The organism is Stappia sp. TSB10P1A (assembly GCF_900185725.1).
In the GTDB taxonomy this organism is placed as follows: domain Bacteria; phylum Pseudomonadota; class Alphaproteobacteria; order Rhizobiales; family Stappiaceae; genus Stappia.
Map to the genome: position 1 here is coordinate 356,298 of NZ_FYAU01000026.1, position 14,394 is coordinate 370,691.

The window sequence follows — 14,394 nt, forward strand, 5'->3', positions numbered from 1 at the left end:
GGGGCCGCAGCCCGAAAAAAAGCCGGGCCTTTCCAGGGCCCGGCTTCGGCGATCTCGCGAGATTTCTGGCGGTGCAGCAAACCAGCCGCGATCAGTCCCGTCCGTTCAGGGAGGCAAGGGTCTTTCCGTCTTCCGCAAGGCGAACCAGCAGCGGCGCCGGCTCCCAGAAGAACGCGTCTTCCTCGCTGAGGCGACGCAACTCGGCGAGCACGGGGGCGAGGCCCAGCCTGTCGGCATAGTGCATCGGCCCGCCGCGCCAGCGCGGGAAGCCGTAGCCGGCCAGCATCGTCACGTCGACATCGAGCGGACGCAGCGCGATACCCTCGTCGACGATCTTCGCCGCCTCGTTGATCATCGCCGCCATGTAGCGCGAGACGATCTCCGCGTCGCTGAAGCTGCGCGGCACGAGGCCCTTGGCCTCGCGCTCGGCCGCGATGATCGCCTCGACCTCCGGGTCGGGACTGCCGCGCCGGGCCCCCGGTTCATACAGATAGTATCCCCGGCCGCTCTTCTGGCCGAACCAGCCGCGTTCGCAGATACGGTCGGCGATCTCCACCGTCCGCTCGCGCGGATCGCGCGTCGCCGCCCGCCGCTTGCGCCCGGCCCAGGCGATGTCGAGGCCGGCAAGATCGCTGACGGCGAAGGGCCCCATCGGGAAGCCGAAGGCGACCAGCGCCGCGTCGATCTGGTAGGGGCTCGCCCCGTCCTCGACCATGTAGTCGGCGGCCTTGCGATAGGTGTTGAGCAACCGGTTGCCGATGAAGCCGTCGCAGACGCCGGCGCGCACCGCCACCTTACGCAGCGTCTTGGCCAGCGCGAAGCCGGTGGCGACCACATCCGCCGCCGTCTTGTCCGCCACCACCACCTCGAGCAGGCGCATGACATGGGCGGGCGAGAAGAAGTGGAAGCCGATCACGTCCTGCGGCCGCGCGGTCGCCGCCGCGATCTCGTTGACATCGAGATAGGAGGTGTTGGTGGCGAGGATCGCGCCCGCCTTGGCGATCCCGTCGAGCCGCGCGAACACGTCCTTCTTGACGTCCATGTCCTCGAACACCGCCTCGATCACCAGATCGGTCTCGGCGAGCGCGGCATAATCCGTCGCGGTGGAGAAGTCGCGCGACAGGATCTGGTCGCGCCGCGCCTCGCTCAGCTTGCCGCGCCGCACGCCGTCGTCGAGGAGCTTTGCGACGATGCCGCGGGCGCGCTCCGCGCTCGCCTCGTCGCGCTCCACCAGCGTCACCGGCAGGCCGGCATTCAGCGCCGCGACCGCAATGCCGGAGCCCATCGTGCCGCCGCCGATGACACCGATCGAGGCGACCTCGCGCGGACTTGCCGCCTCCGCTTCCGGGATCTTGGCGACCGCCCGTTCGGCGAAGAAGGCATGGATCAGGCCGGCCCGCTGATCGGAGGCCATCAGCTCCTTGAAGAGCGCGCGCTCGCGCGCCATTCCCTCAGTGAACGGCAGGTCGTAGGCCGCCTCGATGGCGTCGATCGCCACCATCGGCGAGATCTGCCCGCGCGCCGACGTCTTCGTCTTCGCGCGCCAGTCGGCGAACAGCGCCTCGTCCTTCGCGCCCGGATCGACCTCGCCCGAGCGCCGGCCGGTGACCGCGCCTTCGACAAGGCGGCGGGCAAAGGCAAGGCCGGCCGCCAACGGGTCGTCGCCGTCGACGACGGCATCGATGATGCCGAGCTTTACCGCCTCGACCGCTGCCACATGGCGACCGCTGGTAATCAGGTCGAGTGCGGCGGCCGCGCCCGCAAGGCGCGGCAGGCGCTGCGTCCCGCCCGCGCCGGGCAGGATGCCGAGCGTGACTTCCGGCAGGCCGACCTTGGCCGAGGAAACCGCCACACGGGCATGGCAACCGAGCGCGACTTCGAGCCCGCCGCCGAGCGCGGTGCCGTGCAGCGCCGCCACCACCGGCTTGTCGCAGGCCTCGATGGCCGCGATCACGTCCGGCAGGAACGGCTCGGCCATCGGCTTGCCGAACTCGCGGATGTCCGCGCCGGCGATGAAGGTGCGACCAGTGCCGTAGATCACGCCCGCGCGCGCCTGATCGTCACCCGCCAGCCGCGCGACGGCCGCCGCAAGGCCCGCGCGCACTGCCTGCGACAGGGCATTGACCGGCGGATTGTCGACCGCGATCACGGCAATGCCGTCCTGAACGGAATAGCGTACGGGATCGGTCACGGGGCAACTCCTTGGCATGTGGCGAGGGTCCAGAGCCCCTTCCCGAGGCCGGATTTGGGCCGCAGTTTAGGGAGCGGCCCAACTGTTTCAATCCTAAAATATCTCCGCGCGGATGGATCGATGCGCGCCTTACCGGGTGAACGAGATCGCCATGTCGGCGAGCGGCAGTCCGGCGACACGCGTCTCCCAGCTCTCGCCGGGCGCGACCGGAAAGGCGCGCGTCAGCGTCCCCGTCGTTACCACGTCGCCGGGCGAGACCGTACTCGCCAGCGCCGTATCGGGCAGCCCGTCGGCCATGGCCTTCAGCGCGCTCAGGGGTCCGCCGAGCACGTTTTCCGCGTGTCCGCTGTCGATGCACTCGCCGTCGCGGTAGAGATCCAGCGTGAACGAGGAGAGCCGGTCCAGCCACTTGGCGCGGTTCGCCGCCGTGACGACCGCGAAGGGGCGGTGGCGCAGCAGCCCGTGCAGGGCGAAGGCGGCGACCGTATCCGCCGCCTGGAACCGCCAGTCCGGATAGACCGACTGGACGATCTCGAAGCCGAGCGCCACCCCGTCGATCCGCTCCAGCAACTGCGCTTCCGACAGCCCGGCCTCGAGCGGCGCGGCGATGCGGAAGACGATTTCCGGCTCGATCCTCGGTTCCACCAGATGCCCGATGGATGTCTCGGCCGCCCCTTGCGCCGGCGCCTCGGCCAGCGTCGTGTCGTAGACCGGGCCCCAGATCGGCGCGTGGACGTCGTATTCGTCCCAGATCGTCCGGTTGGTGAAGCCGATCTTCCAGCCGCGCGGGATCTCCCCGCGGGCGATGCGGGCGGCGCGGATCTCGGCCGAAACCCGATAGGCGCGCGCAAGGCCGAAGCTCTTGTCCCCGTCGGTGATCGGCGCGCAGGAGCCCGCTTCAGCGGCGATCCTCAAAAGCGCTTGCGCATGGGTCCTGTCGCCATCCGAAATCTGCAAGGTCGCTCCTCCCGGTTATCCTCGTTTGTCGGGCGACACGATGGCGTCAGGCAGCTCCCGTGGCAAGTGGGCGCAGGGCGCAGGTCCCCGCCTTCCCCCGGACGGCACCGCGCGCTATTTTCCGGCCTGATCCCGCTTCACGCTTTACCCCCACGGAAAGGTTTCCTCATGTTGCGACTGCTTCGGGCATTTCTCATGCTGCTGCCGCTGACCGTCACGGCCCAGGCCGCCGATCTCGAGATCCGCGATATCGTGGTGGGAACCGGCGAGGAGGCCGTGCCCGGCGCCACGGTGACCGTGCACTATACCGGCTGGCTGATGGACGGCACCAAGTTCGATTCCAGCCTCGACCGGGGAGAGCCCTTCTCCTTCCCGCTCGGGGCGAGCCGCGTTATCCGCGGCTGGGACCAGGGCGTCGAAGGCATGCGCGTCGGCGGCAAGCGCGAGCTCGTCATCCCGCCGGAGCTCGGCTATGGCGCCCGCGGCGCCGGCGGCGTCATCCCGCCCAATGCGACCCTGCGCTTCGAGGTCGAACTGCTCGGCGTCGCCAAGCCCAATTTCGGCACGCTGGACAATTCCGAGCTCAAGGACAGGCTGGCGGCCGGCGCCGTGCTGGTCGATATCCGCCGCCCCGAAGAGTGGAAGGAGACCGGCGTCATCGACGGCGCCCACCTGATCACCTTCTTCGACGACAAGGGCAACGTGAACCCCGGCTTCATGGATGAACTGGCCGCCATCGCCGGCAAGGACGACCGCATTGTCCTCGTCTGCCGGACCGGCAACAGGACGGAGGTCCTTGCCCGCTTTCTGACCGAGCGGGCCGGCTATTCCAAGGTCGACAGCGTCGGCCAGGGCATCGTTGGCTGGATCGGCGACAGCAACATCGTCACCGCGGCCAAGATGCCGGAAAAATGCTGGCTCTGCTGAGCTGATACCGGGTCGCCGTCAGAGTTGCCCCCGTCGGACGGCCTCCTCAGACGGGTCCGGACCGATCCGCCGCCCGCAGCAGGGCGACGGCCCGCCGCATCCGCTGGATTGACGTCAGGTGCGCCAGCAGCGCGTAGATCGCAAGGCCGACGGCGATCGTCGAGGCCGGCGCAATCCCTGCCAGCGACAGGCCGCCGGCGGCCAGCAGCATCGCGCAGAGGAAGATGATCCGCTCCAGCCGCTCGAACAGATCCGGCCAGGCCTCGTTGCGGATCGGGATTTCGATGGCCGTGCGCGCCTTGGCATAGCTGGTCAGAACCCCGCCGGAAAAGGCCAGCAACGCCAGCGCCCAGAGGTCGTTGACCGCGGCAAGCGCCGCGAGAACAGCGAGTTCCTGGTAGCGGTCGACCATCGCATCGAAATAGCCGCCGGACTTGGTGCACATCGACCGGCGCCGCGCCACCGCCCCGTCCAGCGCATCGAAGGCGAAGGCAAAGGCCAGCGTCAGGCCGAAGAGCGCCGGATTGCCGTGCCACAGGTAGAGCGCGGAGGTCGCGCAGACCAGCACCAGCCCCGTCGCCGTGACCTGGTTGGGGGTCAGCCCCATGCGCACCAGCGGGGTCGCCATGCTCTCCCAGAGCGGGTCGATATGGCGCTTGAACAAGCCGTCGATCATTGGCGCGGTTCCGTTTTTATCAGGATAATCAGCGATATAGGGAAATCAGCTTCGGCCGGTGCCGGTCGAGCAGCGCGGCCCGCCGGTCGGCCCGCGCCACACCCTCGCCCTCAGGGTCATAGGTCAGCGCCTCGCCCTGGGTCAGGCTTGCCGCCGCCGCCTCGACGGACGGATACCAGCCGAGACCGGCCGCGGCGATGGCCCCTGCCCCGCGCACGCCGGCAAGCCGCGGCTGGCGGACCACGACCTGCAGCTTCAGGGCATCGGCCAGCATCTGCGCGAAATGCGGATTGACCGCCCCGCCGCCGACCAGCGGCAGCGGCAGGCCGGTTCGCACACCCTTCTGCCGCGCCACCTTGCTGAGCGCCCAGCGCATGTTGAGGGCGACGCCTTCCAGCACCGAGCGCAGCAGCGCGTTGCGGTCGTGACCGACAGAAAGTCCTGTAAAAACACCGCGTAAGCGGTCGTCGTCGACCGGGACCCGCTCGCCGACAAGCCAGGGCACGAAGAGCGGATCGCTGTCGCGCAACGAGCCGATGCCGGAATAGAGCGCCGCCAGCGAGGCGTCGTCGTCGCGCGCCTCCCCGCTCTCCCCGCAACCGAACAGCCGCGCGGCCCAGGCGAAGGCGGCGCCGGCGCTTTCCTGCGTCGCGATCAGCAGCGGCCGATAGCCGACGCTGGAGGATATCGTGGCGTAAGAGTGGAAAATATCGATCCTTCGGGAGGGGAAAAACCCGCTCAGCCAGGCGCTGGTGCCGGCATAGGCGTGCAATTCGCCGTCGCTGGTGGCGCCCGAGCCGATGGCGGTCGCCACCACGTCGCCGGCCCCGGCGATCACCGGCAGGCCGGCGGCAAGGCCGAGCTCTGTCCCCGCCTGCGGCAGCAGGCCGCCGACGGTACAAGTGCCGTCGACGATCTCCGGCAGCCGGTCGAGCGGAATGCCGAGCCGTCCGGCGAGATCGGGCGACCAGCCCTCGCGGCCGGGCCGCGTATCCATCATCCAGGTCAGGTTGGCGCTGTCGGCGGTGGTGACGAAATGTCCCGTCGCCCGGTGCAGAAGCCAGTCCTTGACGTCGAGAAACCGCGCCGTCGCATCCCACACGTCCGGCTCGTTCCGCTTCAGCCACAGCATCTTGGCCGGCGGGTCCATGCCGTTATGCGAGGGCGCGCCATTGGCGATGCGCGTCCAGGCGTACAACTTGTCGAGCCGGTAGCCGGCGAGCGAGGGAAATCCCCCGTTCATCGCCCGCGACAGGGAGCCGGCCCGCTTGTCCAGCCAGACGATGGCGGGGCGCAAGGGGCGCCCGGACTGCTCGACCGGGATGACGCCGCACATCTGCGCGCAGAACACGAGGGCCGAGGCGCGCGCGGCAAGATCCGGGATCTCCGCCGCAAGGTCGCCAATGCCGGCGGCGAGCGCCGACCACCAGTCCTCGGGCTGCTGCTCGGCCTGGTCGGGCGCGGGAAGGCTCAAGGGATAGGGCCGGGTCGCCGTCGCCAGCGGGGACAGGCGGCGGTCGAGGGCGGCGATCTTCACGCCCGACGTGCCGAAATCGGCGGCAATGATCAGCCCGCGCCCGTCCGCCCCCGGGTGCCCCACATCTGTTGCGCTATCGCCGATCACCTGACTGCCTCGAACCTCGCGCGCAGGAATTGCTCCTTCGCCGGCAACGGGTTTATAGAGTTCGCAAGCAAATGAGAACCGGGAAACGTGTCGCTCCTCCGCCAGCCGGCGGGGCAGCGGCACGGCACCGGGGACCGCCTGTCTCGAGGGCCGGATGATCGCAGAAATGCCCGCAAGGGAGACGGGGACAGGCTCGCAAGCCGGCGAGGCCGGAACGGTGGATATCGTCTACACTTGGGTGGACGATACGTTCCCCGGCTACCGGGATCTCCTCGCCCGGCATGCCGGGACGTCGCATGACACCAACCCCAACCGCACCCGCGACAATCTCGACCTGCTGCGCTACTCGCTGCGCTCGCTCGACGCGCATGTGCCGTTCGCCCGCAAGGTCTACCTGCTGAGCTGCCGGCCGCAGGTGCCGGCCTGGCTCGACGCCGGCCATCCGGACCTCGTCGTCGTCCACCACGACGAGATCATGGCGCCGGATATCCTCCCCACCTTCAACTCCTTCGCCATCGTCAGCCACCTTGCGAAACTGCCCGGCCTGTCGTCCCGTTTCCTCTATTTCGAGGACGACATGCTGGCCTTCTCCCCGCTCGGCCTCGACCATTTCCTCAACGGGGGAGGCAGGATGAAGGCGTTCCTGACCCGCAAACCCTCGCCCGTCCTCTCCGAGCTCGACCCGGCACGCGCCAGCCCCTGGAACCTTGCAATGGCAACCGCCAACGACCTGCTTGTCCACCGGTTCGGCGGCGGCCGGCGCAACTATCTGGCGCATGGGCCGCAACTGATCGACAAGGCGCTGTTCGAGGAGATGTGCGAGGTTTTCGCCGGGGCGATCGACACGACCCGCCGCAGCCGCTTCCGCGCCGGCTCCAACGTGCCGCCGGAATATCTCTATCCCCATTTCGCCGCCGCCACCGGCCATGCCGTCACCGCGGAACCGGCCGACATCCGCCGGACGATGGGCTATGCCTCGCTGGAGAACTGGTTCGTCTGGACCTGGGCACAACTGCGCCGCCTGGAATGGGAAAAACCGCTGGCGGTGACGCTAAACGACAGTTTCGGCAGCACCCCGAACCCGCGCGTCGTCGCCCATATGCGCGCCGTGCTGGAGCGCTGGTTCCCCGTCCCCTCGCGCTTCGAGAAGCCGCGCGGCTGACGTCAGGAGCCGCGCAACGCCTCGGCGTAAAGCCTTGCAAAGACGGGACCCGTGCCGCGGATGTCGGCATATTGCGCGCGGGCATCGGCCCAGGCGGCCAGGCGCTCGCGGGCCGGCCTGTCCCCGGCAAGGGAGACGATGCGCCGCGCCAGCGCGCCAGCGTCCCCCGGCGGCACCAGCAGCTCCGCCCCCTCGCCGCTCAGCACCCCGGCATAACCGGGATTGGCGGCCGCCACCGGCAGCGCGCCGGCGGCCATCGCCTCGACCAGGACGAGGCCGAAGCTCTCGCCATAGGGGGCGGGCGCGGCGAAGATATCCGCCCCGGCGACAAGCGCGCGGGCCGTGGCATCGTCGGGCCGCTCGACCAGACGGATACGCCCGCCATGGGGAGCGGCGAGCGCCGCCTCGACCAGCGGCTTCAAGTCGCCGCCCCCCGCCACCGTCAGCCGCGCGTCCGGCAGCGCCGAGGCGATGTCGGGCCAGGCGGCAAGCAGCACGTCGAGCCCCTTGCGGGCCTCGAAGCGCCCGAGAAACACGATCTCAAGGTTTTGATTCTGCTCGCTCTTTCGCGCGTTCCGCCAGGGCCCCAGATCGATGCAGGGCGGCACCACCTCGACCCGCACGTCGCGCGCGGCCGCGCCCAGATGCGCCAGCGGCGTCGGCGAGGGCACGACGACGATCCGCGAGTGCGACAGGAAATGGCCGGCGGCCGCCCGCAGCAGCCGCGCCGTCACCCCGCCGGCCTCTGTCCCTGGCAGCGTCGCGTGGAAGGTGGTCACCGTCGGCAGCCGCAATCCCCGCCAAACCTGCCAGGCGACGAAGGGCGTCCAGGGCGTGTGCAGATGGACGAGATCGGCGCCCCAATCGCGCAGATCCTCCACCAGCCGGCGCCGCTCCGGCCCGAAGGCATAGCTCACCTCGAAGCGCGTGCCGAACATCGTGACCAGCCGGGACCGGCCGCAACACTCTGTTCCCGAAGCGCAAATTCCATCCGGCGTCGGCGGCGCGACGATGCGCACCTCATGCCCCTCGCCGCGCAGCCAGCGGGACAGGTCGCGCACATGCGCCTGTACCCCGCCGGGGCGGGCCATCGCGTAGGGGAGGATCTGGACGATCCTCATGCGCCGCTGCTCTCCTCGCCCGTATCCCCGCTGTCGCGCGGCCAACCGCGGAAGGTCGCCAGCGCCGCATCCCCGACATCGAGCAGCGAATAGGCCAGCAGGAAGACCACCAGCGCCGGCAGGGTGCCGGTGAAAAAGGCCAGTATCAGAAGAACCGGCAGGGCGCCGCTCAGCCCGGATATCCCCCGCTCGACAATGTCGAACAGACCGAGCCACGCCGGGCCCGGCGCCGCCGGCCCGGTGGGCGCGGCGGGCCTTGCGTCGCGAATTACCCTCGCATAGAGGCGCAGCCAGGCCGCGACCGCCGCGAGCGCGGTCCAGAAGAAGCCGGCGACCGTGTCCCCGGCCGCAACCCGGTCGGCGAGCAGGCCTATGCTCGTATAGAAGAAGCCCCACTGGCCCATGTCGATGACGAAGTCGAGCGCCCCGCCCCTGGCCGAACTGCGCCCCGTCGCCCGCGCCAGGGCGCCGTCCGTGCAGTCGAGGGTCTGGAACAGCGCCGCCAGCAGCGCGACCGCGACGGCGGCCGCCGCAAGGGGGAGTGTCAGCGCCGCCAGCGGCATGGCCAGCACCACCGGCACGGCCGCCAGCGTCACCGCCGTCGGAGAAATGCCCGTCGGCGCAAGCAGGGCGACCAGCCAGAAGCCCGGCGCCCGGTACAGCAGCGCGGCCGCCCAGTCGGTCGCCAGCTCCTTCGCGAACTTGTCCTGGCGGTACTGGCGCCAGAGAGAACGAAACGTCAGGTCCGGGCGCATGTCACTCCGTGGTTCCTGCTGTCTGCGGCGCCGACCCTGCCGCCATCCGGCACTTGCCGATGGCCCGGCGCTCCCCTAATAGTGGACCGCCTTACCACATTCCGGTCGATCCATGCTCAACATCAAAGCTGTTTTCCTTGCCGCCGGTCGCGGTGTGCGCATGGGCGAGCGTGGCCGCCTGACGCCCAAGGGCCTGATCTCGCTTGGAGAGCAGAGTTTCCTTGAAGACGCCGTCGACACATTGGCATTGCACGGGATTTCCGACGTGCGCGTGGTGACCGGCCATCTCGCCGACCACTACCGGACGCTGGCCGCCGAGCGCCGCCCGTCGCTCGACCTGCGCCACAACGACACCTTTTCCAGCAAGGGCTCGCTGCAGAGCCTGATGGTCGGCCTGGAGGGGCTGGACGGCCCCTGCCTGGTGCTGGAATCCGACCTGGTGTTCGAGCCGCGCGCCATTGAGGCCGCCATCGGCCGGCCGCAGACCTCCGCCCTGCTGGTGTCGGGAAAGACCGGCGCCGGCGACGAGGTGCATGTGTGGACCGACGAGCGGGACGGCCTGCGCTGCCTGCGCGACATGTCGAAGCTGATCGACCGCTGGCACGATACCCCCTATGGCGAGTTGGTCGGCATCACCTACCTGACCGCCGACGCGGTCGGGGAATTGCGGGAGCTCGGCCCGCATCTGATCGCCAGTGATCCGATGGCCGACTACGAGAGCGGCGTCGTCGCGCTGGCGCGGCGCCAGCAGGTCGCCGTTCCCAAGGTGGCGGACCTTGCCTGGGCCGAGGTCGACAACGAGGCGATGCTCGCCCGCGCCGCCGAACTGGTCTATCCCCGCATCGCGGCAGCCCGCCGGAGCGGCTGATCCCCGCGAGAATTTTTGCGACGAATTTTGCAAAATTCCGTCTCAAAATCGCGAAATTTTGAGACGGGGCGCGCAACCCCGCTCAATGCGGACGCGACAGCATCCGCTGCGCGACGACCACCCCGGCAAGCGCCAGGGCGATCGACAGCCAACTGCTGACAAAGCCCGAGAGCACGCCGATTTCCCCCATCGCCCAGGACACCTTGGTCGCGACCAGCGCGAGATATCCCGCAAGCGCCAGGATGAGGATGCGCAGCGGCGCGACGACCCGCCCGGCCCCGGCGATCGGGGCAAGGCTGGCGCCGAGCAGCGCATAGGCGCCGGGAAGGAAGAACGCCGCCCAGCGCCGCCACAGGGCGGCGTCGACATCCGGCCCCTTCAACGGATTGCCGTCGCGCGCCAGCACCTCGAGCGGGGCCTGCGGCAGGTAGAAGGCGGCGATGTCGTAATAGGTCAGCGCCTCGGGCACTATATCGAGCCGCAGCTCCAGGCTCGGATACTGGCTGATCAGATAGAGCGAGGTCTGGGCAAAGGCCGGCGGCGTGCCGTCGCTGCGCGGGACCTCCTCCGCCGGCAGCCGCGCCCACAGGTCGACATCGGTGAAGCGCCAGAAGCCCGGCCGCTCGCCCGGCTCGCCGTGGCGCGCGACGATCACGTCGCGCAGGTCGCCGGCGACCACGCCGCGATAGAGCTCGATATCGGCGAGCGCCGGCGTCGCGCTGCGGATCACCCGGGCCTTCAGCGCCGCGCCGTTGACGACGAACCAGCTCGGCTCGCCAAGCTCGCCATCGGCGAAGCGCCGGCCGTAGCCGCCGAGCTGCAGCCCGGCCTGGGCGAAGACCGCCTCCGGCCGCCACCAGCGCTCCAGCGAGACTTGCAGCGCGCCGGTCAGAGCCGCGAACAGGCAGACCACCACCAGCGTCTGGCGCGGCGACCAGCCGGCCGCGGCGATCACCGTGGTCTCGCGGTTGAACAGGCGCATCAGCTCGGCCGCGAAGACGCCGATGAAGCAGGCGACGGGAAAGAGGCGCGTGGCGATGTCGACCGCGCGGAAGCCGAGATAGGTCGCGACCAGCACCGCGCGCGAGCGCCCGAGCTCATCGGCCCGCGCCAGCACGCCGTCGAGCGTCTGCGCCAGGTCGATGGCGAAGGCGACGATCAGGAACATCGTCATCACCAGCGCCGCCGCCTTCAGATGGGTGAAGAGGATGCGCCGGCCGATCAGGCCGAGCACCGGCGTGCGCCGCCGCGGCACGCGCGGGCCACCGGCAAGGAACGCAAGAGCGGTTCCGGGCGCGCGCATCATCGCTCAGGCCCGCGAGCTGACGGGGCGCAGCAGCGCCGCCGCGCGGGTGCGGATGCCGGCGAGCGCCAGCAGCAGCACCGCCGCCGCCGCAAGGGCGCCGACCGAGGCGAGCGCCAGCGGCGCCTCCGCCGCCAGCCGGCCGAGCACGCCGCGCAGGACGATGTCGAAGGCGAGCAGCGCGCCGCAGGCCAGCGGCAGCGACAGATAGCCGAAGACGCCGCGCCCGGCGAAGACGCAGGCGAGCAGCGCCAGCAGCGGCGCGACGAAGACGGCGATGGCGCGCGACAGCCGTTCGCCGGCGATCTTCAGCGCCTCACGCCCGGTCTCGCCCATGGCGCGGCCGGCCTGCAGCGCCTCGAACACCGTCCATTCGCCCGCCACGTCGCCGCGCAGGGCGTGGTTGAGGATGTTGTCGAGACGGACCGGCAGCGACACGTTCTCGACCTTGACCTGCGGCAGCGCCGGGATGTTGGCGACGTCCGGCCGGCCGACGGCAAAAAGGTTCGGCCCGCGCCCCTGGCGCAGCATGCCGGCCCCCTCGCGCGCTTCCACCCGCACGAAGTCATAGGCGATCACCCGGCCGAGCCCGAGACTGTAATTTCCCTCAGCGTCCGGCCCGTCGAGGTTCCAGTCGGCCGCCTGGGTCACCCGCCAGCGCCCCTCCTCGCCCGGCTGATGCACGAAGAGGCTCTCATGCGGCGGGCTGACCGAGCTGTCGGAGAGGGCGGCGAAGGTCTTGCCGCGGATGGTCTCGATCAAGGTGCCCTCGCTCGGCCCGGTGATGCGGGCGAACAGCAGATCGCTCTTGAGATGAAAGATCACCGTGCGGGTGGCATGGCGGGCCAGCGGATCGATGACGCCGGAGACGACAAGGCTCGCCGCGAAGGCCAGCGCGCCCAAGGCGAGCGCGACGCGCACCGGCAGGACCCAGGAGACGCCGGCCGCCGACAGGGCGACCAGCTCGCGCTCCTCGCGCGCCGCGACGAAGGCGAAATAGCCGCCGATGACGCAGGCCAGCGCCAGCGCGAAGTCGAAGATCTCCGGCGCGGTCAGGATGAGGACGGCGAGCGCGGAGAGCAGGTCGCCGCCATTGCCGAGCACCTCTTCCAGGATGCCGGTCAGCTTCTCGGCGAGGAACACCACCTCGATGATGGCGACGACGAGCAGCACCCGGCCGAGCACGCGCAGGAACAGCGACCGCGCGGCAATGGAGGCAAGCGGTCTCACCTTGACCCGCACCCCGTCCGGCATGTCGCCCCGTTCCACATGTCGCCCTGCATCGCTCTCCGTCGTGTTTCATGCTAGTCACCCGAATCTGAAGTTCGTCACATTTGGCAGCAAGCTCTGTACGAACTTCAGATTCAAAAGGGTGACTAGTAAGTTTATGTTTCTAGTGTGGTTTTCGAATTTGAAATACGCTCCGACGGTTGCCGCAAAACGAGGCGTATTTCAAATTCACCACACTATAGCCCGGCCTGCCGCGCGGCATCCCGCCCGGTGGTTCCGATTCCGATCCTCATCATAGGCCGGCCGCAATGTCCCGTCTTGTCCATAAGCCGAGCCAGCGGCTCGGTTATGTCCTGGCCCTGTCCTTCGGCGCCGGCCTGTCGCCGGTCTGGCCGGGCACGGTGGGCGCCGCCGTCGGTCTCGTCCTGGCCGCCGGCCTTGCGGTCCTCTCCGTGCCGCTGCAGCTTGCCGGCCTTGCCCTGCTGCTCGTTGTCGGCATCTGGGCCTCGGGCGTCGTCGCCGAAGCGACCGGCACCGACGATCCGCAGATCGTGGTGATCGACGAGAGCTTCGGCGCCGCCGCCGTGGTGCTGGCGCTGCCGGCCGAGCCGCTGTGGTGGATCGCCGGCTTCATCGCCTTCCGCGCCTTCGACATTCTCAAGCCTTTCCCGGTCAACTGGGTCCAGGACCATGTCAAGGGCGGCGCCGGGATCATGCTCGACGATGCCGCCGCCGCGCTCTACGCGATCCTCGTCCTTGCGCCCATCGCCTGGGTCCTCGCCGGCTGAAGCCGCGTTACGGCGCAAGCCGCAGCAGCAGAACCAGCGCGGGACCGGCGATCAGCCAGGCATCGACGATGTCGAGCAGCCCGCCCTGGCGCGGCAGCACCTGCGGATAGTCCTTGACGCCCGAAGCGCGCTTCAGCCGCGAGCCGGCAAGATCGCCGACCACCGCCGCAACCGCGATGACGGCGGCCGCCGCCAGCGACAGGGCAAGCGACCAGCCGAGCAGCAAGGGCCCGGCGAGCGCCGCCGTCAGCGCCAGCATCGCCGCGCCGACGGCAAGCCCCTCCACCGTCTTGCGCGGGCTGAGCCGCGGGAAGGCCGGGCGGCGGCCGAACAGCTTGCCGCCGAACAGGGCGTAGCTGTCATAGGTCTCGACCAGCAGGAAGGCGAGCACCAGCACGCCGGCATTGGCCGGCTCGACGCCGACGGCAACGAACAGCGCCAGCGGCAGGCCGGGAAACAGCAGAACCTCGGCGGCAAGGCGCAGCGAACCGGCATCGCCGCCGGCGCGAAGATGCCGCCGCCAGGCAACGCTCACCGCCTCATAGGCAACGCGCGTCGCCAGCGCGGCCAGCGCCAGGGAGAGAACGAGGCCGCCGGCGACGAAGGGGCCGAGCCCGCCGCCGACGATCACCAGCTCCGTGCCATAGACCGGCCAGAGCGGGCGCGCCTGCGGTGCCGTCGCCGGTACCAGGCTGCCGAGCGCGAGCAGCACGCCGCCGACCGCAAGGCAGGCGAGAACGGCGAGCGCGGCAATGTCGAGCGGAACGAGGGCCGGCATCATGGACGAGGGCA

Annotated in this window: 12 protein-coding genes and 2 pseudogenes; 5 read left to right on the top strand and 9 right to left on the bottom strand. The window is 69.9% G+C overall.

Going from position 1 to position 14,394, the window contains the following annotated elements; translation table 11 throughout:
- Nucleotides 1-91 precede the first annotated feature (91 nt).
- Complete coding sequence (locus TSB10P1A_RS13080) at nucleotides 92-2,209, bottom strand: 3-hydroxyacyl-CoA dehydrogenase NAD-binding domain-containing protein (RefSeq protein ID WP_186388357.1); 2,118 nt, start codon at nucleotides 2,207-2,209, stop codon at nucleotides 92-94.
- 111 nt (nucleotides 2,210-2,320) lie between these two features.
- Nucleotides 2,321-3,148 (bottom strand): 2-keto-4-pentenoate hydratase, encoded by an 828-nt coding sequence (locus TSB10P1A_RS13085; RefSeq protein WP_186388358.1) that lies wholly within the window; start codon nucleotides 3,146-3,148, stop codon nucleotides 2,321-2,323.
- Between the two features lie 195 nt (nucleotides 3,149-3,343).
- Here TSB10P1A_RS13085 and TSB10P1A_RS23760 point away from each other — a divergent pair.
- Together TSB10P1A_RS23760 and TSB10P1A_RS23765 are read left to right on the top strand one after the other, a co-directional pair.
- Nucleotides 3,344-3,691 (top strand): annotated as a pseudogene (locus TSB10P1A_RS23760) (FKBP-type peptidyl-prolyl cis-trans isomerase); the annotation flags it as partial.
- A 45-nt stretch (nucleotides 3,692-3,736) separates the two neighbouring features.
- Nucleotides 3,737-4,075 (top strand): annotated as a pseudogene (locus TSB10P1A_RS23765) (rhodanese-like domain-containing protein); the annotation flags it as partial.
- A 46-nt stretch (nucleotides 4,076-4,121) separates the two neighbouring features.
- Here TSB10P1A_RS23765 and TSB10P1A_RS13095 read toward each other — a convergent pair.
- Both TSB10P1A_RS13095 and TSB10P1A_RS13100 read right to left on the bottom strand, forming a co-directional pair.
- A complete protein-coding gene (locus tag TSB10P1A_RS13095; RefSeq protein WP_186388360.1) occupies nucleotides 4,122-4,751 on the bottom strand; it encodes a CDP-alcohol phosphatidyltransferase family protein in 630 nt (209 codons plus the stop codon).
- A 28-nt stretch (nucleotides 4,752-4,779) separates the two neighbouring features.
- Nucleotides 4,780-6,375 carry an FGGY-family carbohydrate kinase gene (locus tag TSB10P1A_RS13100; protein WP_186388361.1) on the bottom strand — a complete coding sequence of 532 codons (1,596 nt, stop codon included), beginning with the start codon at nucleotides 6,373-6,375 and terminating at the stop codon, nucleotides 4,780-4,782.
- Nucleotides 6,376-6,529: 154 nt separating this feature from the next.
- Here TSB10P1A_RS13100 and TSB10P1A_RS13105 point away from each other — a divergent pair, with 154 nt between their 5' ends.
- The gene (locus TSB10P1A_RS13105; protein ID WP_186388362.1) at nucleotides 6,530-7,537 is read left to right on the top strand and encodes a stealth conserved region 3 domain-containing protein; all 1,008 of its coding nucleotides are present in this window, start codon (nucleotides 6,530-6,532) and stop codon (nucleotides 7,535-7,537) included.
- Nucleotides 7,538-7,539: 2 nt separating this feature from the next.
- Here TSB10P1A_RS13105 and TSB10P1A_RS13110 read toward each other — a convergent pair whose 3' ends face one another.
- Both TSB10P1A_RS13110 and TSB10P1A_RS13115 read right to left on the bottom strand, forming a co-directional pair.
- Nucleotides 7,540-8,658 carry a glycosyltransferase family 4 protein gene (locus tag TSB10P1A_RS13110; RefSeq protein ID WP_186388363.1) on the bottom strand — a complete coding sequence of 373 codons (1,119 nt, stop codon included), beginning with the start codon at nucleotides 8,656-8,658 and terminating at the stop codon, nucleotides 7,540-7,542.
- On the bottom strand, nucleotides 8,655-9,413 hold the full coding sequence (locus TSB10P1A_RS13115) for a CDP-alcohol phosphatidyltransferase family protein (RefSeq protein WP_186388364.1): 759 nt from the start codon (nucleotides 9,411-9,413) through the stop codon (nucleotides 8,655-8,657). The genes TSB10P1A_RS13110 and TSB10P1A_RS13115 overlap by 4 nt, the downstream gene beginning before the upstream one ends.
- A gap of 112 nt (nucleotides 9,414-9,525) precedes the next feature.
- On the opposite strand from TSB10P1A_RS13115, the gene TSB10P1A_RS13120 reads away from it, so the two are divergent.
- Complete coding sequence (locus TSB10P1A_RS13120) at nucleotides 9,526-10,281, top strand: NTP transferase domain-containing protein (RefSeq protein WP_186388365.1); 756 nt, start codon at nucleotides 9,526-9,528, stop codon at nucleotides 10,279-10,281.
- Between the two features lie 82 nt (nucleotides 10,282-10,363).
- On the opposite strand, the gene TSB10P1A_RS13125 is transcribed toward TSB10P1A_RS13120, so the two are convergent.
- Together TSB10P1A_RS13125 and TSB10P1A_RS13130 are read right to left on the bottom strand one after the other, a co-directional pair.
- Nucleotides 10,364-11,587, bottom strand: coding sequence for an LptF/LptG family permease (locus tag TSB10P1A_RS13125; protein WP_208987090.1), 1,224 nt, complete (start codon nucleotides 11,585-11,587; stop codon nucleotides 10,364-10,366).
- 3 nt (nucleotides 11,588-11,590) lie between these two features.
- Nucleotides 11,591-12,838: an LptF/LptG family permease gene (locus TSB10P1A_RS13130; RefSeq protein ID WP_186388367.1), complete on the bottom strand. Its 1,248-nt coding sequence runs from the start codon at nucleotides 12,836-12,838 to the stop codon at nucleotides 11,591-11,593.
- 284 nt (nucleotides 12,839-13,122) lie between these two features.
- On the opposite strand from TSB10P1A_RS13130, the gene TSB10P1A_RS13135 reads away from it, so the two are divergent.
- Complete coding sequence (locus tag TSB10P1A_RS13135) at nucleotides 13,123-13,602, top strand: phosphatidylglycerophosphatase A (protein WP_186388368.1); 480 nt, start codon at nucleotides 13,123-13,125, stop codon at nucleotides 13,600-13,602.
- A 7-nt stretch (nucleotides 13,603-13,609) separates the two neighbouring features.
- On the opposite strand, the gene TSB10P1A_RS13140 is transcribed toward TSB10P1A_RS13135, so the two are convergent.
- Nucleotides 13,610-14,383, bottom strand: coding sequence for a phosphatidate cytidylyltransferase (locus tag TSB10P1A_RS13140; protein WP_186388369.1), 774 nt, complete (start codon nucleotides 14,381-14,383; stop codon nucleotides 13,610-13,612).
- Nucleotides 14,384-14,394: the final 11 nt, after the last annotated feature.